The sequence below is a fragment of the Chryseobacterium sp. A301 genome (assembly GCF_054489425.1).
This window is the reverse complement of sequence record NZ_JBTMWY010000001.1, coordinates 317624-341239: the sequence shown is the minus strand read 5'-3', so window position 1 is coordinate 341239 and position 23616 is coordinate 317624. Positions and strand designations below refer to the sequence as shown.

Annotated in this window: 24 protein-coding genes; 11 read left to right on the top strand and 13 right to left on the bottom strand. The window is 40.6% G+C overall.

Annotated features, from left to right (window positions below):
* The first annotated feature begins 1 nt into the window (after position 1).
* Entirely contained in the window at positions 2-748 is a 747-nt protein-coding gene (locus ACX3PU_RS01605) for a rhomboid family intramembrane serine protease (protein WP_459083142.1), read from the top strand.
* Positions 739-1719, top strand: a complete 981-nt coding sequence (locus ACX3PU_RS01600; RefSeq protein WP_459083140.1) for an endonuclease/exonuclease/phosphatase family protein — start codon at positions 739-741, stop codon at positions 1717-1719. Before ACX3PU_RS01605 ends, ACX3PU_RS01600 begins: the two co-directional genes overlap by 10 nt.
* Positions 1720-1798: 79 nt before the next feature.
* Here ACX3PU_RS01600 and hemE read toward each other — a convergent pair whose 3' ends face one another.
* The 4 genes from hemE to hemA are packed head-to-tail and all read right to left on the bottom strand — an operon-like array spanning position 1799 to position 5726.
* Positions 1799-2827 carry a uroporphyrinogen decarboxylase gene (hemE, locus tag ACX3PU_RS01595; protein ID WP_459083138.1) on the bottom strand — a complete coding sequence of 343 codons (1029 nt, stop codon included), beginning with the start codon at positions 2825-2827 and terminating at the stop codon, positions 1799-1801.
* A 7-nt stretch (positions 2828-2834) separates the two neighbouring features.
* Positions 2835-3521: a uroporphyrinogen-III synthase gene (locus ACX3PU_RS01590; protein WP_459083136.1), complete on the bottom strand. Its 687-nt coding sequence runs from the start codon at positions 3519-3521 to the stop codon at positions 2835-2837.
* Positions 3522-3544: 23 nt separating this feature from the next.
* Positions 3545-4465 (bottom strand): hydroxymethylbilane synthase, encoded by a 921-nt coding sequence (gene hemC / locus ACX3PU_RS01585; RefSeq protein ID WP_459083134.1) that lies wholly within the window; start codon positions 4463-4465, stop codon positions 3545-3547.
* Positions 4452-5726 (bottom strand): glutamyl-tRNA reductase, encoded by a 1275-nt coding sequence (hemA, locus tag ACX3PU_RS01580; RefSeq protein ID WP_459083132.1) that lies wholly within the window; start codon positions 5724-5726, stop codon positions 4452-4454. Before hemA ends, hemC begins: the two co-directional genes overlap by 14 nt.
* A gap of 202 nt (positions 5727-5928) precedes the next feature.
* On the opposite strand from hemA, the gene ACX3PU_RS01575 reads away from it, so the two are divergent.
* Genes ACX3PU_RS01575 through rodA form a run of 5 tightly spaced genes read left to right on the top strand, consistent with a single transcriptional unit; the run spans position 5929 to position 11565 of the window.
* Entirely contained in the window at positions 5929-6954 is a 1026-nt protein-coding gene (locus ACX3PU_RS01575; protein WP_459083130.1) for a rod shape-determining protein, read from the top strand.
* A gap of 24 nt (positions 6955-6978) precedes the next feature.
* The gene (gene mreC, locus ACX3PU_RS01570; RefSeq protein WP_459083128.1) at positions 6979-7830 is read left to right on the top strand and encodes a rod shape-determining protein MreC; all 852 of its coding nucleotides are present in this window, start codon (positions 6979-6981) and stop codon (positions 7828-7830) included.
* Positions 7823-8329 (top strand): rod shape-determining protein MreD, encoded by a 507-nt coding sequence (mreD, locus tag ACX3PU_RS01565; RefSeq protein ID WP_459083126.1) that lies wholly within the window; start codon positions 7823-7825, stop codon positions 8327-8329. The genes mreC and mreD overlap by 8 nt, the downstream gene beginning before the upstream one ends.
* Entirely contained in the window at positions 8326-10332 is a 2007-nt protein-coding gene (locus ACX3PU_RS01560; protein ID WP_459083124.1) for a peptidoglycan D,D-transpeptidase FtsI family protein, read from the top strand. The genes mreD and ACX3PU_RS01560 overlap by 4 nt, the downstream gene beginning before the upstream one ends.
* A gap of 3 nt (positions 10333-10335) precedes the next feature.
* Positions 10336-11565 (top strand): rod shape-determining protein RodA, encoded by a 1230-nt coding sequence (rodA, locus tag ACX3PU_RS01555; RefSeq protein ID WP_459083122.1) that lies wholly within the window; start codon positions 10336-10338, stop codon positions 11563-11565.
* Between the two features lie 55 nt (positions 11566-11620).
* Here the strand turns inward: rodA and ACX3PU_RS01550 are convergent, their stop codons facing one another.
* From ACX3PU_RS01550 to ACX3PU_RS01515, 8 genes are all read right to left on the bottom strand, one after another.
* Positions 11621-12487 carry a hypothetical protein gene (locus ACX3PU_RS01550; RefSeq protein ID WP_459083120.1) on the bottom strand — a complete coding sequence of 289 codons (867 nt, stop codon included), beginning with the start codon at positions 12485-12487 and terminating at the stop codon, positions 11621-11623.
* Between the two features lie 118 nt (positions 12488-12605).
* Complete coding sequence (locus ACX3PU_RS01545; RefSeq protein ID WP_459083118.1) at positions 12606-13121, bottom strand: hypothetical protein; 516 nt, start codon at positions 13119-13121, stop codon at positions 12606-12608.
* A 50-nt stretch (positions 13122-13171) separates the two neighbouring features.
* Entirely contained in the window at positions 13172-13858 is a 687-nt protein-coding gene (locus ACX3PU_RS01540; protein ID WP_459083116.1) for a response regulator transcription factor, read from the bottom strand.
* A 44-nt stretch (positions 13859-13902) separates the two neighbouring features.
* Positions 13903-15450 carry a sensor histidine kinase gene (locus ACX3PU_RS01535; protein ID WP_459083114.1) on the bottom strand — a complete coding sequence of 516 codons (1548 nt, stop codon included), beginning with the start codon at positions 15448-15450 and terminating at the stop codon, positions 13903-13905.
* A 119-nt stretch (positions 15451-15569) separates the two neighbouring features.
* Positions 15570-15944 (bottom strand): hypothetical protein, encoded by a 375-nt coding sequence (locus tag ACX3PU_RS01530; RefSeq protein WP_459083112.1) that lies wholly within the window; start codon positions 15942-15944, stop codon positions 15570-15572.
* The gene (locus ACX3PU_RS01525; RefSeq protein ID WP_459083486.1) at positions 15941-17983 is read right to left on the bottom strand and encodes a S9 family peptidase; all 2043 of its coding nucleotides are present in this window, start codon (positions 17981-17983) and stop codon (positions 15941-15943) included. Before ACX3PU_RS01525 ends, ACX3PU_RS01530 begins: the two co-directional genes overlap by 4 nt.
* Before the next feature lie 86 nt (positions 17984-18069).
* Entirely contained in the window at positions 18070-18807 is a 738-nt protein-coding gene (locus ACX3PU_RS01520; RefSeq protein WP_459083485.1) for a uroporphyrinogen-III synthase, read from the bottom strand.
* 12 nt (positions 18808-18819) lie between these two features.
* On the bottom strand, positions 18820-19461 hold the full coding sequence (locus ACX3PU_RS01515) for a DUF4271 domain-containing protein (RefSeq protein ID WP_459083110.1): 642 nt from the start codon (positions 19459-19461) through the stop codon (positions 18820-18822).
* A gap of 83 nt (positions 19462-19544) precedes the next feature.
* Here ACX3PU_RS01515 and ACX3PU_RS01510 point away from each other — a divergent pair, with 83 nt between their 5' ends.
* Genes ACX3PU_RS01510 through ACX3PU_RS01495 form a run of 4 tightly spaced genes read left to right on the top strand, consistent with a single transcriptional unit; the run spans position 19545 to position 22877 of the window.
* Complete coding sequence (locus ACX3PU_RS01510; protein ID WP_459083108.1) at positions 19545-20261, top strand: polyprenol monophosphomannose synthase; 717 nt, start codon at positions 19545-19547, stop codon at positions 20259-20261.
* Entirely contained in the window at positions 20258-20635 is a 378-nt protein-coding gene (locus tag ACX3PU_RS01505) for a DUF4296 domain-containing protein (RefSeq protein ID WP_459083106.1), read from the top strand. The genes ACX3PU_RS01510 and ACX3PU_RS01505 overlap by 4 nt, the downstream gene beginning before the upstream one ends.
* 3 nt (positions 20636-20638) lie before the next feature.
* A complete protein-coding gene (gene tgt / locus ACX3PU_RS01500; protein ID WP_459083104.1) occupies positions 20639-21775 on the top strand; it encodes a tRNA guanosine(34) transglycosylase Tgt in 1137 nt (378 codons plus the stop codon).
* 7 nt (positions 21776-21782) lie between these two features.
* Positions 21783-22877 carry an LptF/LptG family permease gene (locus ACX3PU_RS01495; RefSeq protein ID WP_459083102.1) on the top strand — a complete coding sequence of 365 codons (1095 nt, stop codon included), beginning with the start codon at positions 21783-21785 and terminating at the stop codon, positions 22875-22877.
* Here the strand turns inward: ACX3PU_RS01495 and ACX3PU_RS01490 are convergent.
* The gene (locus ACX3PU_RS01490; RefSeq protein ID WP_459083100.1) at positions 22871-23584 is read right to left on the bottom strand and encodes a biotin--[acetyl-CoA-carboxylase] ligase; all 714 of its coding nucleotides are present in this window, start codon (positions 23582-23584) and stop codon (positions 22871-22873) included. The genes ACX3PU_RS01495 and ACX3PU_RS01490 overlap by 7 nt on opposite strands.
* Between the last annotated feature and the right edge of the window lie 32 nt (positions 23585-23616).

Here is a 23616-nt window from a genome sequence, read left to right as displayed (position 1 = left end):
CATGTTTAAAAACATCCCCCCCATTACAAGAAGTATTATTATAATCAATATCGTTGTTTATCTCCTTAGTAATTTACTTTTTGGCGGAAAACTCTACGACTTACTCTCGGCCTACTATCCTTTTTCTCCTAATTTTCATTCGTGGCAAATTGTCACCCATATGTTCATGCATGCACCCATGGGAGAAGGAATTGGCCTTACACACATTCTTTTTAACATGTTCACCCTATGGAGCTTTGGCCCAGTATTAGAACAGGTTTTGGGAGAGAAAAAATTCCTAATCCTTTATTTTGTAAGTGGACTTGGTGCTTTCATTCTCTTTAACGTATGGAATTTTTACGAAGTAAACACAGTGGTAACCCAATTGCAAACGCAAGGAGTCGACATTGCGGAGGTGTTTCGGAAAAGCGCCCAAGGGTATCACGGTGATATGAGTGTATTTAATAATCCAGACGCCCTGCTTCTGGGTCAAATGCTGAACGGGAAAATGCTTGGTGCATCCGGTGCCATTTTCGGCGTAGTCGCTGCATTTTCAACCATGTTTCCGGATGCGAAATTGGTTTTCTTGTTCATCCCTTTCCCTATAAAAGCAAAATATTTATTTCCAATTATCCTAGTCGTGTCGCTCTATTTAGGATTTAGTGGATCCATGGGAGGAGTTGCCCATTTTGCTCATATTGGAGGCGCAATCGTTGGATTCTTGCTTGCCTTGTACTTTAGAAAAAACCACATTCAAAGATGGCATTAATTCGAGCAGCCCTCACGTTTGTCCATTTCTGTATCGTCGTTTTGATGCTAGGCACGTTATTAAATGACTATATAGCTCCTAAAACGTTAGGCTATTTAAACTTGTTATCTCTGTCCTTTCCTATTCTTCTGATATTTCATCTAGGACTTACGCTTCTTTGGATTGTACTTTGGAAAAAAAGGGCCATTGTCTTTATACTTCTATCTCTTTTCTTTCTAAAACCGGCTCAGCGTATTGTAAATTACAACCCGTCGGTTTCTGCTGAAGGGAAAATCAAGATTATCACCTTCAACACCAAAAATGGAATAGAAGCCACTGGCAACCCCCAAACAAGTGTCAAAGACTATCTGGCCAGTCAAAATGCTGACATTGTCATTGTGCAGGAAGATCACACAAAACTGGATTCAGAAAACCTAATTACGCAGGGTGGGACTCAGCTGTTTTCTAAGTACAAAATTGTAAACCAGGAAACATTAATTACAGACGGATCGAATTCTCACGCTTTTTACGCTGACCTTGATATAGAAGGGAAAATCGTGCGCATTGTAAATGTTTATCTTCAACCCTTTCAGCTTCAAAAATCGATGGTAAAACCCTCGGGGGATGCGGCTGTGGATCAAGCGAAGGCTAAAAAACTCATTTTCCGACTCGTCCCTACCTTTAAAGCGCACCAAAGCCAAGTACAACAAATTCGTCGTGCAATTCAGGAGTCACCTTACCCTGTCATTATCGGAGGAGATTTTAACTCCGTTCCAAATTCTTGGGAATACTATCATTTGGTCGAAGGCCTACTCGATCCCTTCTTAGAAGTAGGACATGGAAGTGCCACGAGTTTTCACGATTATAAATTTCCAATCCGAATTGATTATCTATTTCACTCGAACTCTCTAAAAGCAAGAAGTTATCAGGTAGATCGAAGTGTTCACATCTCGGATCACTTTCCGGTCATTGCTACATTTGACATTAAGTAATCGGACTAGACAAAGACTCCATATAAAAAGCGGCTTCTTAAACAAGAGGCCGCTTTTTCATCTTTAATCAAGGAGGTTTCTATTTCTTTTCGTACTCTACTACTGCACGTATGAAAGCTTCTGCATTTTCCACTGGAATATTAGGTAGAATACCATGCCCTAAATTCGCGATATACCTCTGTGTTCCAAAGCGGTCAATCATTTCATGAACCATTTTTCGGATCACCTCTGGTGAGGAGTGTAGTCTAGCAGGATCAAAATTCCCTTGTAGAGTCATATTTGGGCCAACCAAAGCTCTAGCGTGCTCTGGGGTTAGGGTCCAATCTACACCTAATGCAGAGGCTTTTGAAAGCGCCATCTCTTCTAGTGCGAACCAACATCCTTTTCCAAAAACAATCACTTGGGTCACCTCACTGAGTGCCTCCACAATACGGTTGATGTATTTCCATGAAAACTCTTGATAATCAGTCGGAGACAACATCCCTCCCCAAGAATCAAAAATTTGAACCGCAGAAACTCCTTTCTCTACTTTTCTCTTGAGATACTTAATCGTAGTTTGTGTAATTTTCTCAAGCAATAGGTGCGCGGCCTCAGGGTGTTGAAAACAGAAGGATTTTGCAATATCAAAGGCTTTGGAGCCTTTCCCTTCCACACAATAGCATAAAATAGTCCAAGGCGATCCCGCAAATCCAATCAGTGGAACTTCATTGTCTAATTTCTCTAAGGTCATCTCGATCGCATCAAAGACATATCCTAAGCTTTCATCCACATCGGGTACTTGAACCGCTTCTACTTGTGCCATCGTACGAATTGGGTTCTCTAACCAAGGACCCACCGATTCTTTCATTTCAAAATTAATCCCCATCGCTTGAGGCACGACCAAAATATCAGAGAACAAAATCGCAGCATCAAGTGGAAACCTGCGAAGAGGTTGAACCGTAATTTCAGAGGCAAGCTCTGGACGTTGACAGCGCGTAAAGAAATCGTATTTCTCCCGTAGCGCAATGAATTCCGGCAAATAGCGTCCTGCCTGTCTCATCATCCAAACCGGCGGTCTTTCCACCTGTTCACCCCTTAGGGCCTTAAGGAACAAATCATTTTTAATCATAATGGGCTTATTTCGTATGCGAAAGTTCTCGAACTAAAACCTTCATCAGGTCTTCGAAATTACTTTCCATACTTGTATTTATCTTGTTTTGAGTATATTTTCTTAATTCTTTTTCGGTGGTGAGACCGATTGAAAACAATTTCTTGTTTTCAAGACTATTGTGCTCAACAAAACTTCGCACTCCACTAGGTGAAAAAAAGACCAACACTTGGTACTCTTGTTCTACTTTTGGATGTAGGAGTTCGGTTTGGTACACCGGAATTTGTCGGTAGCTAAAGTTTTGTAGAGGTAGAGAAGAGTCTAAAATCGTTAGGGATAACGTTCCGCAAAAATGCAAAAACTTTTCCCCTTGAGCGTTCTCGACTAGAAACTCTCGAAGTTCTTGCGCATGGCGCTTTACTTTGTAGGTGCCAAATCCATATTTGCGAAGTGCATTTTTCGTCTTAGGACCCACGGTGTAGATACGATTGTACCGGCGATTGGTAAACACTTCATTAGGTTTAAAACCATTTTCAAAAAAGGAATCTACGCCGTTCACACTCGTGAATATTAAGGAATAATCTATTAAGTCAAAGGGTTCGACTTTAAGAGGGGTCGTTTTAATTACTTCTACAAAATCATAGGAAAACTGATCCCCAAGTGACTTGGCGATCAGTTTTCGATCTAGATTTTTTTTTGTGAAAAGTATATTCATTTCAAAAAACGCTTTATCCTTCCTTATAAAGTACCACCCAATCTTGGTTTCACTTCCTCCATAATTTCTTTTGCACCCGAATTAAGGAAGGTTTGCGCCATCTTAATCCCCTGCTCTCTTGGACTTTCCTTGGACAAGATCTCTTCCAAACCGATGCAATTGCGTCCATCAAGAGTGCATATTCTCCCTTGAAATCGAACGTCTTCTTCAATAATTTCTGCGTACGCGCCAATCGGCGCCGTACAGCCACCTTCTAAAGTTTGAAGAAAGGCTCTTTCTATTTCTACACATATTTGTGTGTCGCGATCGTTTATTCCCTGTAGAATTTCTTTTATCTCTAAATCCTCTGTGCGCGCTGTAACTACAACTACACCTTGCGAGGGTGCGCTTAGCATAAAAGGCAGTTCTTCAAATTCTACTTTTAGCTCCAACCTTGCGAGACCGGCTTTTGAGAAAAGTGTTGCATCTGCCAGACCACTCTCAATTTTATCCAGTCGCGTCTGGACATTTCCGCGAATATCGACAAAGCTCGTATCCGGGAACTGTTCCAACCAAAACGCTCGTCTTCTAAGACTGCTCGTGGCAAGAGTCAACTCTTCAAGTCGCTTGCTTTTTGCTTTTTGACTCCTGACCAAAACATCTTGATGGTAATCTCTTTTTAAGAAAGCTACAAGTTCTAGTCCCTCTGGAAGCAAAGTGGGTACATCTTTTAAAGAGTGCACAGCAATATCAATTTCCTTATTCAAAAGGGCGGTATCAAGATCGCGTGTAAACACACCTGTAATACCCATTTGATAAAGAGGTTGATTTAGTTGCTTATCGCCCTTCGAAAGAATCGGAGTAATGTCTGTTTTAAAATTCCGATTTTGCAAATGCCTCGCCACTTCTCTCGCTTGCCAAAGAGCAAGTGGAGATTTGCGTGTGCCAATTTTAATGCTTTTCATTGAATTCTTTATTTGGTTGTTCCACAAACATTTCGTGCATAAGATCACTTACTTCGTTCGCTCGAGACGGGTTGTCTATGATGTACTTCGCAAAACGATTCGTGATCTTTTGAATCATCTTATCTGTGAGCTCCATATCGTCTACGGCAATATACCGATGCTTTTTATGGATGCTGTGCATCTCATGGCGTTCCATGTTTTTCAACATGGCTTTAAAGTCATGAATTGTGGGAGCAAGCGTCCGCTTCTTCTCCCAATCTATGAAATCACTCGTCATTCCTTTAATAATTTCTTCAGCCTTTGGAATTTCTTTCTTTCGCTGCTCCATGGTTTCTTGTATATGGTTTGAAAGAATATCCACATCCACAAGTTCTACTCCCTTGATTTCTTTCACTTCCGAATCCACATTGTTCGGAATCGAGAGATCAATCACGAGCATAGGTTTTTTTCCAGAAAAATGGGACTTCTTAATAATCGGCGTTTTTGCGCTCGTGGCGACAATTAAAATGTCTGTTTCAAGAAGCTCATTGGAAAAATCCTCAAATTCCACATAGGGAATCTGGTATTTTTGCGCTATTTTCTCTGCAATCTCGTTGGTACGGTTGGCAATCTTTACTTTAGGTTGGTAAATGTGCTTTACCAAATTCTCTACGGTATTCTGTCCAATCTCTCCAACCCCTAGCAAAAGGATGTTTTTTCCAGAGAGTTGGGTTTGGGAATTCAAAATATAATGGACCGCTGCGTAGGATACACTTGCAGCCCCATTAGAAATTCCAGTTTCGTTTTTTATTCGCTTGGAAATCTGAATCGCCGAATTAATCGCTCGTTCAAGATACGGATTTGATTTCGATTTCTCTTTTTTGAATCGATTGTATGCGTTTTTGATTTGACCAATAATCTCAAAGTCTCCCAGAATCTGACTTTCTAGACCCGCCGCTACACGAAACAGATGGTTGAGCGCATGCTTCTCTTTTAGAACTTCTGCATATTTCATAAAATCCGTCAATTCCACATCGACAGATTTGCAATATTGCTCCGCAATTAAAAGGTAGTTAGGAGTGGTGGTATAAATTTCCGTTCGATTGCAGGTAGAAACCACGAAAGCATCGCCCAAGTTTTCCGAATGAATTCGGTCAACAAATTCTTTGACATGCTGGTCAAAAAAAGCAAATTTACCTCTGGTTTTCGCGTCGGCTTTTTCAAAACTGACACTTAACACCGCAAAATTAGAGGTCTGATGTATGTTATTATTTTGTGGCATAGTAAACAAAGGCAAATTTAGGGCTTTTTTAATTAATAAACCCATGACGAAAGTCACTCCGAAATTCCAATTCCTGGATATTGCTAGTAACTCTTTGCCCTGAGTAAACTTTAATAAAACTTTAACCAAATATTGATTGTATCGATTCTTATAATGGGTCTAAATTTATATCTTTGTATCCTTAATATTTTTATCGAAGAAGATGGGTTTATTTGATATGTTCACACAAGAAATCGCAATTGATTTAGGAACAGCTAACACACTGATTATCCATAACAACAAAATTGTTGTGGACCAACCTTCGATTGTCGCTATCGAGCGTCAATCCGGGAAGCCAATTGCCGTAGGGGAACAGGCGAAACACATGCAGGGGAAAACGCACGAGGACATCCGCACGATTCGTCCACTAAAGGACGGAGTTATTGCAGACTTCCATGCCTCTGAGCACATGATAAAAGAATTCATTAAAAAAATTCCTGCCATCAAAGGCAAGCTCATACAACCTGCCCTAAAAATTGTAATTTGTATTCCTTCAGGAATTACAGAAGTAGAAAAAAGAGCCGTAAGAGATTCCGCACAAAAAGTAAACGCAAAAGAAGTTCGCTTAATTTATGAACCCATGGCTGCGGCCATCGGTGTAGGAATTGATGTTCAAAAGCCGGAAGGAAACATGATTATCGACATAGGGGGAGGAACTACGGAAATCGCAGTAGTCGCCTTAGGAGGGATTGTTTGTGATAAATCCGTAAAAATTGCCGGAGATGTTTTTACCAGTGACATTGCTTACTATCTTAGAACACACCATAATCTTTACATTGGTGAAAGAACGGCTGAACGTGTGAAAATCGAGGTAGGGTCTGCCGTGGAAGAACTTGATGTAGACATCGATGACATTCCAGTTCAAGGGCGTGACCTTATTACGGGGAAACCGAAAGAAATCATGGTAGGGTACAAAGAAATTGCAAGAGCGCTTGACAAATCTATTGTTCGTATTGAAGATGCTGTGATGGAAACGCTTTCCTTAACACCACCAGAACTTGCAGCCGATATTTACAAAACAGGTATTTATTTAGCAGGAGGAGGAGCTCTCTTAAGAGGCCTTGCCGACCGTTTGCACCGCAAAACAGGCCTGCCTGTTTTCGTAGCAGAAGATCCTTTAAGAGCCGTAGTAAGAGGAACTGGGATTGCACTTAAAAACATGGATAAATTCAACTTTTTGATTCGCTAATCATACTAATTTGACTTTTTGGGGATGGGATTTTTGTTAAGATTAATTTCGAAGAATGCACTGTTCTTCTTTTTTCTGGTCTTGCAAGTAATCGCACTTGTCCTAGTGTTTACCCGCAATTCTATGCAACAAAGTTGGATTGCCGGACAAACCACTGCATTCAATTCGACGGTCTCTGGATTTGTCGACGAAGGGACTTCCTATTTGAAACTAAAGCAAATTAACGATCGCCTTGTCGCGCAGAACAAGTCCCTACTCCAAGAGCTTTATGGGAACCAGAATGCGGACCCTGCGATTCTTAAAACGATCCGAGATACGACCGGAATTGCCCAAGCTTACACCATTGTGGATGGGGATATCGTATACAATAGCATCAATCGACAGGATAACTATTTCACAATCAACCGAGGCAAACTTCATGGGGTTAAACCTAAAATGGGAGTCATTGCTCCCAAAGGGATTGCAGGCATAGTCGTGAATACGACAGATCACTACGCTTTGGTTCAGTCTGTTTTAAGCACAAACAAGATCAAAATTAATGCAGCGTTGAAAAACTCACAATATTTTGGAACCCTCACCTGGAGAGGTGAAGATTCTAGAATTATGCATTTGCAAGACGTTCCAAAATACGTTCCTTTGCTCGTGGGAGACACCGTAGTAACCGACGGAAAATCCGCCATCTTCCCTCAAGGGGTAATGATTGGCACCGTGGCCGGTTACCAAGTAGACCGCAAGACGGGATTTTGGGACATCGCCGTGGAGCTCAGCGAAACCATGGGGAATTTGAATAAGATCTATATCGTTGAGAATCTAAAGAAAGTAGAAGTTGCAAAAATTCAGGATACCCTAAAAGTACAAATGTCAAGAGATGATTAGTAGAAGTATTTTCACCGACATTCTTTCCATTGTCGTGCTCGTCGCACTTCAAATCTTTGTGCTAAACCGAATTACTCTGGCCGGAAAATATACCCCTGTCCTATATCCGGTCTTCGTCATGTTTTATCCTTTCTTTCGAAACAAGTACCTTTTTCTTGTTTCAAGTTTTATCTTAGGGCTTTGCATTGACGCCTTTTTAGGAACTTGGGGAATTAATGCCTTCGCCACCACGCTGATCGCGTATTTTAGGACGATCATCTTTCGAACCTCCACAGATACCTCCACAGATTTCTTCTCTTTTCAAACCTTGCAATGGAGTCAATTCCTCTTCTTTATTTTTTCAAGTATCTTTGTTCATCAGTTTACCGTTCAAACCATTGAATTCTTTAAATTCTCTCGAACGATAGAAATTTTATTAAACATTTTAGCAAGCAGCTGCATTTCGTTTGTCTTTATATTGATATACGCTTTGGCTTTTAGAATCAAACAAAAAGTGTGAGGTCCCAGTATTTAAAAATTTCTCTTTTTCTCCTTTTTCTCGTTATTGTCTTTATAGCGAGGCTTGCGTACTTACAACTTTTTACCGATCGGTACGCCCTAAATGCCGCCAATACTTCCATTAAAAAGGAATACATTATTCCTCAAAGAGGGGTTATATTTGATCGCAATGGGAAAATACTCGTGGGCAATCAACCTTCTTACGAAATCTCTTTCACTCAAGCGCTTTTAAAACCTGATTTTGACACTCTTGGGTTCTGCCAGTTAATGAAGATCAGCAAACCTCGATTTATTTCGATTCTTGATTCGGTCAAAAAAGAACGCTACTATTCTCGAATGACTCCCATCACCTTTAAGAAAAACATTAGTCGGGACGAAATTGCTAGAATTCAAGAAATCATTTTTAAATACCCAGCCTTTAGCATCATAGAAAGGCCACAGAGACAGTATGAAGTGGGTACTTCCGGAAACTTATTAGGATACACCAACGAGGTTAATGACAATGACATTAAGAAAGACTCACTTTATTATTTACCGGGAGACAATATCGGAAAATCAGGGGTTGAAAAATCGTATGAAAAGGTACTCAGAGGAACCAAAGGAATCCACTATATTCAAAAAGACATTCGACTTCGAAACATCGGTCCCTACAAAGACGGAGATCTTGATGTCGATGTCGTGACTGGAAAAGACTTAACTCTCACCATCGATTACGACCTGCAACGAATTGCAGAAGAAATGATGGTCAATAAAAGAGGGGCCATTGTGGCCTTAGATCCAAACAATGGAGAGATTTTAGCCCTCGCAACGGGGCCGGATATCGATCCGAATTCTTTCACCGGACCTGGCAAATCCAAACAGATTAATGCGCTACTAAACGACACGTTTAACAAGCCCATGTTTGACCGCTCCACCCAGTCTGCCCATATGCCCGGCTCTACTTTCAAAATGTTTACCGCACTCGCTGCCATGCAAATGGGAGTTATGGATGAAAATACTATTTTCCCATGCGGAGGAGGATTCAACTACAAAGGTCTTCGGATTCGAGGTCATGGAGGAGCCGACCCCTTAATCCCCTCCATTCAGGTCTCCAGCAACTGCTATTTTTCATATGCTTATCTCGCCATTGTCAACAAATACCCTGGCAACCCTTCAAAAGGCGTAAACGAATGGAAGAAAATAATGGAAAGCTTTGGCTTTGGCCAATACCTTAACAACGATTTAGCCACAGGAGCCAAGGGACAAATTCCTAGCGGTGAATTTTACGAAAAACGAGCAAAAACGAAAGTTTGGAGTCCACTTTCCACAGGAGCCATCTTTAATGGAATGGGACAGGGCGATGTCATGCTTACGCCCCTTCAATTGGCCAATGGAATTGCAGCCATTGCTAACAAAGGATTCTATTACACGCCCCATATCGTCAAGTCCATTGACGGCAAACCAAATCCGGATCCCCGATTTAAGGTAAAACATAAGACCCTAGTGGATCCCAAACATTACGATCCGATTTTAAAAGGAATGGAACAGGTGGTTTTAGCCGGTACCGGACGAGGATTAAAGTCAAATGAATTTACGCAGCTTGCGAAAACGGGAACGGCCCAAGTACCGCAAGGGAAAGACAATTCCGTATACGTGTTAATTGCGCCCAAAGAAAAGCCGCAAATTGTGGTGATCGCCCTAATTGAACATGCTGGCTTCGGCTCCACCTGGGCAGGTCCCGCCAGTACGATCATTGCAGAAAAATTTTTGACAGGTACCATTAAAAGAGAATACCTCTACGACCGCATGATTAACGCGAGCTTTATGGGAGAATACCGTAGACAATGGGTTGAAGAGCAAAAGCGCAAAGGTCTCTACAAAGAACCAAGCAAAGACTCTTTGCAAATTGTTCAGATTCAAGACAGTCTTCGTTTTATCAAAAACAAAGCGCAGCGTGAGAAACTACTCTACCGTCGAGATTCCCTACTCACACGATTCAACGAACGCAAAACTTCTAAAAAGTAGGTTATGAAGTGGACTCAAGGATTAGACAAACTCGGAATTACGCTGTATCTTTTAATCAGCTCCTTTGCCATTGCGAATATCTACAGTGTGGATCCCGCATTAGGTAAAAAGCAATTCCTTTTCTTTTGCATTTCCCTTTTTGTGGGGATCTTGATTTTCATTACCCGAACCAAGTTCTTCGAAAATATGTCAAGTGTTTTTTACCTGCTTGGACTTGTTTTACTTGTAGGGCTTTTCCCTTTTGGAACTGAGATTCTAGGACAGAAGAACTGGTATAGATTCGGAAGCTTTACCATGCAGCCCGTCGAATTTTCAAAGATAGGCACCGCCCTGATGCTTGCTCATTACGTTTCTGGACCCAATTTCAATATCAAGTACGGCAAAAGCCTTCGAACCGCCATTGCGATTGTCGCCATTCCTGCCATTGTTGTATTGGCAATCCCGGACGTAGGTTCTCTTCTCGTCTTTGGCGCCTTTTTCATCGCGCTTTATCGAGAAGGACTAAGCGGTTGGCTCTTTGGTGTGGTGGGTATTCTAGCTGTTGTTTTTTTAGTTTCTATCGCTGTAAACCCTCTCTATGTGGTTTTAGGTCTTTTGCTTTTAACCGCTATTTTAATCTTGCGATACTATGGTAAAATTCGGTGGAACGTTTACACCTTCGCGAACATTGGTGGCTCTCTTGCTGTACTTTCCGCTTTGGCCTTCGCCACACCGAGCGTTTTAGAAAAATTGCCGAAGCACCAACGGGAAAGAATTGAAGTACTCTACAAAGGGGAAAGAGCGTTTCGCGATACTTCAGGATACAACTTACTCTATTCAAAAACAGCCATTGGGTCTGGCGGATTTTGGGGAAAAGGGTACAAGCAAGGCTCCGTTACGCAAGGTAAATTTGTACCGGAACAAGAAACCGATTATATCTTTTGTACGGTTGGAGAAGAATGGGGATTCTTCGGAAGTGCTCTTTTGCTCATCGCATACGCCATCTACATTGCTAGAATTTACTACCTCTCAGAGAGACAGAAAAACCACTTTAACCGAATCTTTGGATATAGCTTTGCTTCCATCCTACTAATTCATTACGCAATCAATATTGGAATGGTGATGGGACTCTTTCCCACTGTGGGGATTCCGCTTCCTTACTTTAGTTATGGAGGCAGTTCACTACTCGCCTTTTCCATTATGACGGCTATCTTTTTTAAATTGAATTACGCGGATAAGAATAGTTTGGTATAATTTTCTACACTTCGAAGAACTAATTCACCGAAAAACCTGAAATCCTACTCATGGGTTATAATTCCTTGGCTACCATCACTTTCTCGTTAATGATATTGTCCCACAGAATTTCTTTGGAGACCGTAAAATAGGAAGGAGATGAGCGAGTTGGTTTCTGTTTAAAGTAAAAGTCGAAAGATCCACCAACAATTCCAAGGTTTTCAATGTAAACAAACCGATCAATTCCACGATGAAGGTCATAACCATCGGTAACATACCATCCGTCCAAAGTCCAAAATTGATAAGCCTCTTTACCCGCTATCTCATATTTCTTCGATAAATAATATTTGTTGGAAAACGCCTGAGGCAAACTTTTTAGTTGAGCGTTCGCTCGAACATCTAATAAAAAAACGGCTCCAGAATCATCTTCCGTAACCACCTTCTTCATGTTAGCAATCGAAATTGGATCTTCCAATATATTTATTACACCAGGACTGGCTACCATAGGAGCGGGCAGCCTCTTGACATGAAATAATTCTGTGAGCGTTTTACTAGGGATGTACTTGCCACTTTCCTCTCGCACTAAAATGATTTCAAAAGTTTTCGGAAATGGGGTTTCTACACTTTCTTGTGCGTAAAAATCAGTGACTAGTTTCAAAATATCCTTTCCTGACAGGATTTCTCCCTTAATATCCTTTAACTCGAGGACATTCTTACTCTTTGTCGGTTCGAGATCAGGTAGCTCTGAGAATAACAGAATAGTGTTTGGGCTCACATAAACATTATGCACCCTGATTTGTTCATCTATATCATAGATATCCTTAGTATCCAAATTAAAAGAATTAACCTTGAAATTTGACTGCAACTCGCTTAATAAAACATATCGCTGTCCAAAAATCAACAAAGGCAAAATGCCAATTAAAATAATGAGAGTCTTTTTCATATCTAACATTTAGTTCCTTGATAATTATTCATTAATGTATTTCGCTCATTTTCATTAATTTGCTTTTGCTGATCGCTCTCTGGTGCAATACCTCTTTTTACTAACGCCTCAATGACATTTAATGGCAAACTACTATAAAACTAGACAATACTTTCTTTAAATCGTGAATAAATAAGCCAAAATTACTATGATCATGATCATAGTAGTACTTAAACACAGGAATACCATTTGGTAATTTTTCACTATAAACAATAAACATGGGATATTTACTGCTAAACATTTCTTGTCCCAACTTGAACATTTCATATCGCAAGAAAGAATGAATTGCTTCGTGAAACATAGTGATTAGGATATACTCTTTTGTTGCATTATTCAACATTTCGTCATTAAGATAAATTGTAGACTTAAATGTATCAAACTCATAACTGCCACTTGATATTTCATATCCATCGATTTCACCTAATCCACTTTTCGCATTAAAGCTAATGTGATACCGATCATTATTACCAAAAGTACTATTTAGCAATTTCGAAATGTCATTTTCTAAATTGGGCAATGATCGTGCAAGTTCTTGTGCACATGGAAACTCATCAAGTTGGTCTGTAATCCTAGATGGTTGTGTTGTTTGACGCACAAAAAAAATTCCGCCTCTAAAAAGGCAGAATTCAAATATTTATTCAAAATTTAATTTTTCACAAGCAAACGGAACCCTTCTCCGTGTACGTTAATGATCTCTAAGCCTTCATCATCGCGCAGTAACTTTCTCAGTTTTGCAATGTAGACGTCCATACTTCGGGCTGTGAAATAGTTTTCCTTTTTCCAGATTTTTCGAAGCGCCAAGTCTCTCGGCATAAAGTCATTTCTATGAATACACAAAAGCTTCAATAAGTCATTTTCCTTAGGGGACAACTTATATTCTAAATCTCCTACTTTCAATTGTCTTAGCATTGAGTCGAAGTACGTATTGCTAATTTTAAACTGTTCCTGTTCTTCATTCTCAATGGTAGAAGAACGTTGTAAGATCGCTTTAATCTTGTAAAGAAGCAGTTCGGTATCGAAAGGCTTTGTGATGTAATCGTCTGCGCCGATTTGGTATCCTTTTAAAATATCTTCTCTTAAATTTCTTGCGGTCAGAAAAATAATGGGCGTAGACTTATCAATTTTCTTGACGTCTTCCGCTAAGCTAAATCCATCTTTCTTTGGCATCATGACATCAAATATGCAAATGTCAAATTCATTCTCCGTGAACTCTTTTAACCCCTGCTCTCCGTCCGTAGCGAGCGTAACTTCGAAGCTATTAATCGTCAGGTAATCCTTTAGTACGGCACCAAAACTTTGGTCGTCTTCTACTAATAAAATTCTATTGCTCATATTCTTACTATTTTGTGATTGTTTGATTATAAATTGATTTTCTATTAAACCATGGGCAGCTTTACCGTAAAGCTAGATCCTTTTCCGATCGTGGATTCCACGTGAATACTTCCTTTGTGAAGCTCTACAATTTTCTTTACATACGAAAGCCCTAGTCCTTGCCCTTTGACATTATGAATGTTTCCCGTTTCTTCGCGGAAGAACTTCTCAAAGATTTTTACTCTATTCACCGTTTCCATGCCCATTCCTTTGTCTTGGATTTCTATGACATAAAAGGAGCCTTCGTTTCGGGTTCGAACCCAGATTTTGGGGGCTTCAGGAGAATACTTATTTGCATTGTCAAGTAAATTCACGAGCATATTGGAAAGGTGAAACTCATCAATTTTAAAAGTAAAATCGGTGGCTTCAAATTCTTGAATAAGCGCTCCTCCTCTTTCATGCACAATAAGTTCAAACGATTGAGTGATCTTCTGGATTAGACTTCTTACATTGGTTTCCTTGAGGAACAATTGAACTTCGTTACGTTCTAATTTAGACATATTTAGAACGTTCTCCACCTGCTTTTTCATGCGCAAATTCTCCTGCTTTATAAGCTGCGAATAGTACTTTACTTTCTCGGGAACACTTGCGATTTTATCATTTGCCAGCGAGTCTGTGGCCACGGAAATAGTCGCAAGTGGAGTTTTGAACTCGTGCGACATGTTGTTAATGAAATCCGTTTTAATGTCCGCAATCTTCTTTTGCTGCATCATATAATTGATGGAGGTTATATAGATTCCTAGGATGGTCAGAAGGGACAAAAAAGTACCTAAAAGCATAGGAAGATTGTTTTTCACGAGCGAGAAGTTCTGCCTAGGAAACACAAGGGAAAGTGTATATAAGGGTTGGTCATCCGCATCGCGAAAAAGCACTTCTTCGTACTTTGCATTCTGCGTTTGCGTTTCGTAGTTTACATTAGCGATGCTGGTCACATTTCCGCTCTTGTCAAAAATTCCGTAGCCGAAATCGATTTCGATTCCGTGGTTTTTTAAAGATTTTCGAACGAGCGAATCAATCGCCTTTGGTTCTACCCTTTTTTCGATAGGACGGTTATTCCCAACAATACGATAAAATTCTTTTAGATTGTATTCTCCTGAATTAATGGAACTATTCAGCGCAGCTGTTAAAGGCTCGGCATGCGAAGAATCTTTGGTTTGCTTGACGAGAACCTCGTCAGTCCACATCTTGATACGGTTTAAACTATCGCCCGTATTGGCAATCGGTAAATTTTCCCGTTCTATAATATTCTGTTGATACGTGATGGTTCTTTTGGTCGCAGAGTCCTCCGTTTGTTGAATGATTGTGGAGCTAGGTTGTTTACTGTTGGCAACGACGGTATTTCCGAAGTTCTTAAACGTCTCGTTCAAATATTTATCCACCTCCAAATCATTAAGTTCTCTCACGGAACTAACAAGGGAGGCTTCTACTTTGTTCGAGAAATCCTGATCTAACGCACCGTAGTACTCTTTCAACCATTTGATTTGAAGCGTCACAAAAACCACCACTGAAATTGACATCAAGATGGAGATGATAGGAATAAACCGTTGATTCATGAGCTCTTTTTAAGTTTCAATTGTTAAAATTAAACCATTTAACAATATAAATACAAAAAATAGGCCATAAAATTAAGCAAACACTCTTAAAACATTGGTTTTTAACACAATTATTTCAATTACGCCTTAGATAGAGAATCGAGAACCTCCTGAGAAAAGAGATTTTCATCTATAAAATATTGAACGACTGCCTTTTTCATCAAAATCGTCTGCTCGTTTGGCTTGAGTTGAGGCATCTCTTCTTTGGCATTAAAATGAGGATACCCCGCATCGTCGTAATGCGAGAACTCGTAAAACCCATAAGGCTGAAGAAGTCGACATACTGCGATGTGAATCAAATTCAGTTTGTCCTCTTTCGTGTACTTTTGTTTGCCACTTCCCAGTTCTTGAACTCCAATTAAAAACAGGACCGTTTCGATGGCTACGTGAGGTTCGGTATCAAAATTCGTGACAAAGAAGCGTTCTACTTCGCTCCATAATTCATTTTCTTTCATGTGGCTTGTTCTAATTTTAATAAAAAAGCAAATTCTAAAGCTTCTTCTTTTAAGGATTCAAAGCGTCCTGCTGCGCCCCCATGTCCAGAATCCATATCTGTCTTTAGCAGAATTAGATTTTCAGACTGAGTGTGTACTCTTAGCTTCGCAACCCATTTAGCCGGTTCCCAGTATTGCACTTGGGAATCGTTAAAACCCGTGGTCACCAAAAGGTTGGGATAGGGAAGATTCTCAACATTGTCGTAGGGAGAATAGGATTTCATATACTCATAATACTCCTTTTTGTTTGGATTCCCCCACTCGTCATATTCCCCTGTGGTTAGGGGTATGGATGAGTCTAGCATCGTCGTCACAACATCGACAAACGGCACTTGAGCAACAATTCCATGATAAAGAGTCGGTTCTAAATTCATCACGACTCCCATCAAAAGACCTCCCGCGCTGCCGCCCATCGCGTACAAATGACGTGAAGAGGTCATTTCACGTGCAATCAATTCCTTGCTTACGTCTATAAAATCGTAGAAGGTGTTCTTCTTTTTGAGCATCATTCCGTCCAAATACCATTCCCTTCCTAGATATTCTCCTCCACGTACATGAGCAATGGCATAGACAAATCCTCGGTCTAATAGGGAAAGTCTTACGCTTGAAAAGTGCGCATCTACCGTACTCCCATAACTACCGTAGGCATACAAAAGCAAGGGAGTTTCTGTACTAAGCTCTGTATCCTTACGGTACACCAACGAAACAGGAATTTCTTTTCCGTCTCGCGCCTTCACCCAAAGTCGACTAGACGTATAATTTTCAATCTTAAACGTAGGATCCATAATTTGCTGCTCCTTCAGCACTGTACTCTCTCGAAGGGACATATCGTAGTTGCAGACCCGGTTCGGATGTGTAAGAGAACTGTACCCGTATTGAAGCTGGTCGGTCTCAAAATCTAAATTAAGACCTATATAAGCACTGTAGGTAGGATCCTGGAAAGGAAGATAATGAGACTCATTTGCTTTTCGATCTACAATTCGGATGAAAAGAAGCCCTTTTCGCCGTTCTTCTACCACGAGGTAGTTTTCAAACACTTCAAACCCTTCCAACAGTGCGTTAGAATCGTAAGGAAGCAACTCTTGCCAATGTTCTTTAGTGGGAGTTAAAACACTTGTTTTCATTAACTTAAAGTTGGTAGCCCCTCCTTCATTGGTTAAAAGGATCCACTCCTGTTTATAAGGTTCGACGCAGTATTCTAATCCGTCTTCACGCGGCTGAATTAAGCTCCAGTTTCCAAGAGGCTCATCGGATCTTAAAAACCAACACTCATCCGAAAGGGTGCTTGAAATACCTAATAAAATATACTCTTGGGATTTGGATTTTTGCACATGCACATCAAAAGCTTCGTCCTCTTCCATGAAAACCAGTTCATCCTCAGAGGGATCGGTACCCACCTGATGTCGATACACTCGACTTGCGCGGAGCTGTTCGTCTAGTTTCACATAAAAAACGTGGGTATTGTCTTCGGCCCACACGAGTTTTCCCGTGGTGCTCAAAAGCTCATCCTTAAGGACTTCTCCCGTACGTAAGTTCTTAATTGAAATGGAATAACTACGATCTCCTGCCGCATCCCAAGCATAGCTTACTAACTCATTGTCAGGACTTACTGCTACGCTTCCTATCTCAAAGAACTCATAGCCGAGAGCAAGAGAGTTCACATCCACGATTGTTTCACTCTGCGCGTCAAGAGATCCTTTCCTGCGAACGAAAACGGGATGCTCTTTTCCCTCAAAGTAATGAACGATGTACCAATAGCCATTGAAAAAATAGGGGACCGATTCATCGTCCTTTTTGTACCGACTCTTCATCTCCTCATAAAGCTCATTTTGGAGGTCCTGTGTCGAGGACATCACCTCGTCACAATAAGCATTCTCCTGCTCTAAATAGGCCTTCACCTCTTTAGATTCCCGATCGTTCATCCAATAATAGGCATCGATTCGTAAATCGCCATGCTTCTTTAATTTTTTTTCTATTCTTTGGGCCCTAGGTGCCTGCATCATCTTATTTATGGTCTAAAAGTAACAAAAAACCATCTTATCCAAAGGGAAAAGACGGCTTATTTTAATTTTGAGTTTTATGAACTCTACTTCCCGTTACGAATGTATTTTTCGATGGCCATGGTCATGGACGGGGTTTCCTTCGTAGGTGCCATTAAATTGACCACGAGGCCTAATTCTTCAGCCGTCTGTTGCGTAGTAGTTCCAAACACTGCAATGTGTGTGCTATTTTGCTTAAAATCTTTATAGTTTTCAAACAAAGAACGAATTCCTTGTGGGGAGAAAAACACGAGCATATCATAGTCGTTTACTGGAGTCTGTGATAGATCCGCATAAACAGTACGGTACATAATCGCTCTAGTCCATTCCACTCCAGCCTTGTCCAAGGTGCTAGGTACGTCTGCGTTCAAGACATCAGAAGACGGAAGGAGATATTTCTCGTTTGGGTATTTTTTGAACAGTGGAGCTAGATCCGAAAAGAGTTTTTCCCCAAAACTGATTTTTCGTTTTCTATAGACAATGTGCTTTTGCAAGTAATTGGCTACCGCTTCACTTTGACAAATATAGCGCATGGTATCCGGTACTGAAAAACGCATTTCTTCTGCCAATCTAAAATAATGATCAATTGCATTCTTGCTCGTAAACACAATCCCTGTATACTGACTCAAATCAATTTTTTGTGTCCGGAGCTCTTTTGCATCCACACCTTCCACTAAAATAAAGGGTTTGAAGTCGATTTTAATCTTCTCTTTTTTGGCGATTTCCAAATAAGGAGAAGATTCGTTTGGTTCTGGTTGAGACACCAATATAGACTTTACTTTCATCATTAATTTCGTTTATAAAAAAAGCAACTTCCATAGGGCAAGTATGGGTATAAATTGCAGCGTGCAAATATACAAAATTTTATAATACCACTCTTTTGGAAGAATGTAGTTTGGGTTGAAGGCGTAGAATAAAATTTTAAATAAAAACAGTCCAACCGCCACCAAAAGTGTCACTTGGAGAAACTCCAGTCGCTCGATAAGAAAGTAATAGTTCAAGACCACCGCTCCAATCAGTAAAAAACAAAGAGCCATATAAAATTTGGAAGTCACAAAGTACAAACGCCCCCATTTGCGATCTTGACCTACGCTGCTGTAAAAAAAGAAGGTGAGAAAAAACCGCAAGAAATAAAACAAACTAAAAACAAGAAGTGTATAGCCAAATCGATTCAAAGAAAAACCAAAAATAGAGAGCCGCTCGATTTCGAGAGGTACCATGGGAACGTAAGAGCAAAACAAAGTAGATAACAAGAAGACGTACACAACTGAGATTAGAATCCAAGTGGGAAATATATTTCCAGAATCACTGTACGCCGCAGTAAAAAATCCCTTGAGACCGCGTTCGCGTTGCAAATACTGCAATACGACAATCATCACAAGTACAGAGGCTAAAAGAACCCCGACTACCCAGTCCCTGTTTTCTATAATTCTTACCAAGCCCACATTGTTTTTGCAAAAGTAAGACTATTTTTAAATCCGAAAAAACGCATTTGAAAAATACATTATCTTTGCAAATTAATATGGAAAAACTAGTCATTATTCCGACTTACAATGAGAAGGAAAACATCGAATCCATCGTTCGCGCCGTCTTTGCTTTGGAAGAGAAGTTTGACGTTTTAGTGGTAGACGATTCCTCTCCTGATGGAACCGCTCAAATTGTGGAATCCTTGCAAAAGGAATTTCCTCTTACTCTCCATTTAACCGTTCGAAAAGTAAAAGACGGACTTGGAAAAGCCTACATCCACGGATTTAGATGGGCTTTAGAAAGGAAGTATTCCTATATCTTTGAAATGGACGCTGATTTTTCGCACAATCCAAACGACCTCATTCCCCTATGGGAAGGATGTAAAAATGCGGACATGAGTGTGGGCAGTAGGTATTCTCAAGGAGTAAACGTAGTGAATTGGCCGATGGGACGAGTTCTTCTTTCTTATTTCGCCTCTAAATACGTACAAATCGTTCTGGGAATTCCTGTTCACGATACAACAGCAGGGTTTGTATGCTTTAAAGAAAGCACACTTCGTGAAATTGATTTAGACCGTATTAAATTAAAAGGCTACGGTTTTCAAGTGGAAATGAAATACCGTGTTTTTAAAAAAGGTCTTAAAATCAAAGAAGTCCCTATTATATTTACCAATCGTCTGCTCGGGGAAAGCAAAATGAACGGAGGGATTATTGGAGAGGCTATTTTCGGGATTCTTAATTTGCGTTGGAAATCAATTCTGGGAAGGTTATGAAAAAACTAGGACTCCTTTTTATAGTACTCTTTGCCACTTCGTGTCAAAAATCGGGCGCCGTCGATAAGCCAAAGAATCTGATTGAACCGGATCAGATGGCTACGATTATTGCCGAGTTTGCGGTCAGCGAACAAGTAAATTACCAAAGCAAAGGAGGGGATTTAGAAACCACCTCGCGCTATGTGCTTGCTTCCCAAAAAGTAAGCGCCACAGAGTTTCAAGAAAGTTATAATTATTATATTGCTTCCCCTAGGGTACTTGAAAAAATCCTTGTGCAAGCACAGCAAATCGTAGCGGAAAAAGACCCCAAAGCGAAAAGCTATATTGAGAAAAAATTAAAAGAAGTAGGCTCAGTGCCTATTTTTGCAAGATAAATTATGGGAAAACCTTTTTTTCAAATTGAGAAAAAATCAGAAAGCAAAGCTCGAGCGGGCCTTCTTTCCACAGACCATGGCGAAATCCAAACGCCAATATTCATGCCTGTAGGCACAGTGGCCTCCGTGAAGACGGTGCACCAAAGAGAACTTAAAGACGACATTAAAGCGCAGATCATACTGGGCAATACCTACCATTTATATCTTCGTCCTACGATGGACATCATGCAAAAAGCAGGAGGTCTGCATCAGTTTATGAATTGGCAAGGTCCTATTCTTACCGATTCTGGAGGATATCAAGTTTTTTCTTTGTCCAAAAGTAGAAAGATGTCGGAAGAAGGCGTGCAATTTAAATCGCATATTGACGGAAGCCTTCATTTCATATCCCCTGAAAAATCAATGGAGATCCAGCGACAAATTGGAGGAGACATCTTTATGGCCTTTGATGAGTGCACTCCGTATCCTTGTGAGTATAACCAAGCAAAGGAGTCTATGGAAATGACCCACCGTTGGTTAAAGCAATGCATTCAATGGGTGGATCAAAACAAAGAAATTTACGACCACAAACAGCGACTTTTCCCAATTGTGCAGGGATCCACCTACTCAGACCTAAGGAAAGCTTCAGCCGAATTCATTTCAGAGCAGGGAGCTGAAGGAAATGCCATAGGAGGACTCTCTGTGGGAGAACCTGAGGAGGAAATGTACCGTATCACAAACGAAGTGACGGACATTCTTCCTATAGAGAAACCCCGCTACCTAATGGGCGTAGGTACGCCATGGAACATTCTTGAGGCCATCGGTCTTGGAATTGACATGATGGACTGCGTGATGCCGACTCGGAATGCTCGAAACGCGATGCTTTTTACATGGAACGGTGTGATGAACATGAAAAACCAAAAATGGAAGGACGATTTTTCACCCCTCGATTCTTTTGGAACTAGCTTCGTCGATAAGGAATACTCCAAAGCCTACGTAAGGCATCTTTTTGTTTCGAAAGAATATTTAGGCAAACAGATTGCTTCAATTCACAACCTCGCATTCTATCTTGATCTCGTTCGTGTGGCAAGAGAACACATCGTGAAAGGGGACTTCTATTCCTGGAAAGATTCCATACTTCCTAATTTAAAACAAAGACTCTAGTTTATTTATGACCATACTAGACAAATATATCATCAAAAAGTACTTAGGGACGCTCGGGTTCATGCTTTTGCTACTCTCCTTAATTGTAGTGGTAATCGATGTGCAATCTAAATCTCCAAGAATTGAAGGAAATGGATTTACGGTAGGATATTTCCTGCTTAATTTCTATCCGTTTTGGATGATCTATTTGGTCATTACGTTCATGTCCATTCTCGTGTTCATCTCCGTAATTTACTTCACCTCTCGACTGGCCAACAACACCGAAATTGTAGCTATCATAAGCAGTGGCGCAAGTTTCCACCGGTTTGCTCGTCCTTATTTTATTGCCTCGGGGGTGATTGCCATTTTTTCCTTAGCAACAAACCATTTTGTTTTGCCTTGGGCAAACATTCAAAAAAACAAATTGGAAGTTTATACCATGGGGGACACTTCTAAAGAGAAAATCCTAGGCAACGTGGAAATAGCGACTCAGCTCTCCCCTACCACCTTTATCTTTATTCACAATTACAACCGGAAAGAAAAACGAGGGTCTAGCTTTTTGTATCAAAAATTTGATAAAAACCGCAAATTGATTGAAGAAATTTCTGCGAACGAGATCTTTTGGGATGCCAAAAAGAACAAATTCACGATCACGAGTTATTTGGAGAGGAAAAGCGGCCCAAAACAGACAGAAAAAATATCGAACGGGGATTTGAAAGACCTGAATTTCGGCTATCCGCCGGAAGAGTTGTTTCCGGACGAATACTTAGGACAAACCAAAACTACACCCAAACTTTTAAAACTAATTGAGCAGGAGAAAAACAAAGGAAACAAAAATTTAAATTACTTTCTAAACGAACTCTACCTAAGAACTTCCATGCCCGTTTCCATTATCATTCTGACGATTCTTGCTCTTTCTCTCGCCTCGCAAAAGAAAAGAGGAGGTCTTGGTGTCAATCTGGCTATTGGAATCTCCCTTGCATTTGCTTTTGTATTCTCCTTTGAAGCCCTGAAGGTCGTTTCTCAAAACAATGTGCTTCCTCCTGTGGTAGCCATGTGGCTTCCGAATTTACTGTTTGGACCGATGGCCCTTATCCTCTATTTTAGAAGAGCGAATCAATAAAGCATTTTGATTTCTTTGTGGTAAAACCGCCTCATTTCGTCCTTTTCTAAATCCACCAGGAGCCCTCCCTCGAGGTCTGCCTCTTTGATTATGCCATTTTGGCGCAAGCCTTGAATTTCAAAAACACTAACCTCGTCTTTTTTGAACAAATGAGCATTGTAAGATTCTAGAATAGCCTCGCTACTCGGCCATTTTTGTAAGTTCTGAAAAAGGTACTCATTTAGCAATTGCGCGGTCTCATGCAAGTCGAACTCCTGCCCAGATTGCGTCCATAAGGAGCCTGCCGAGGGTAAAGCTGTAAAATCTCTTTGGCGAACATTGATTCCGACACCGAGTATATAATATCCCACTTTACCAATCCGTCGTTTTTCAATGAGCATCCCTCCCACTTTCTTCTTGTGTAGAATTAAGTCGTTTGGCCATTTGATCAAAGTATCCGATTGGGTCAATTTGGCAAGAAACTGCCGAAAGGTTTCCGCGGTATGATAATTGAGCAAATTCTCACTAAGTGCGAGCATCTGCTCGGGAAGTGCGAGAGAAAATGCCAGGTTTTGATTCTCCTGAGTTTCCCACGAATTGCCGTACTGACCGCGCCCCTTGGTTTGATTAAAGGTGTAAACAGCGAGCGATCGTGTAGGTTCCGAAAGGAAGTTTATGATGGCATCATTCGTAGAAAGGCAGGAAGTCAAGTAGTAGAGAGGAAACATTTATGAAACTTTATGAGATTAAAACCCTCCTT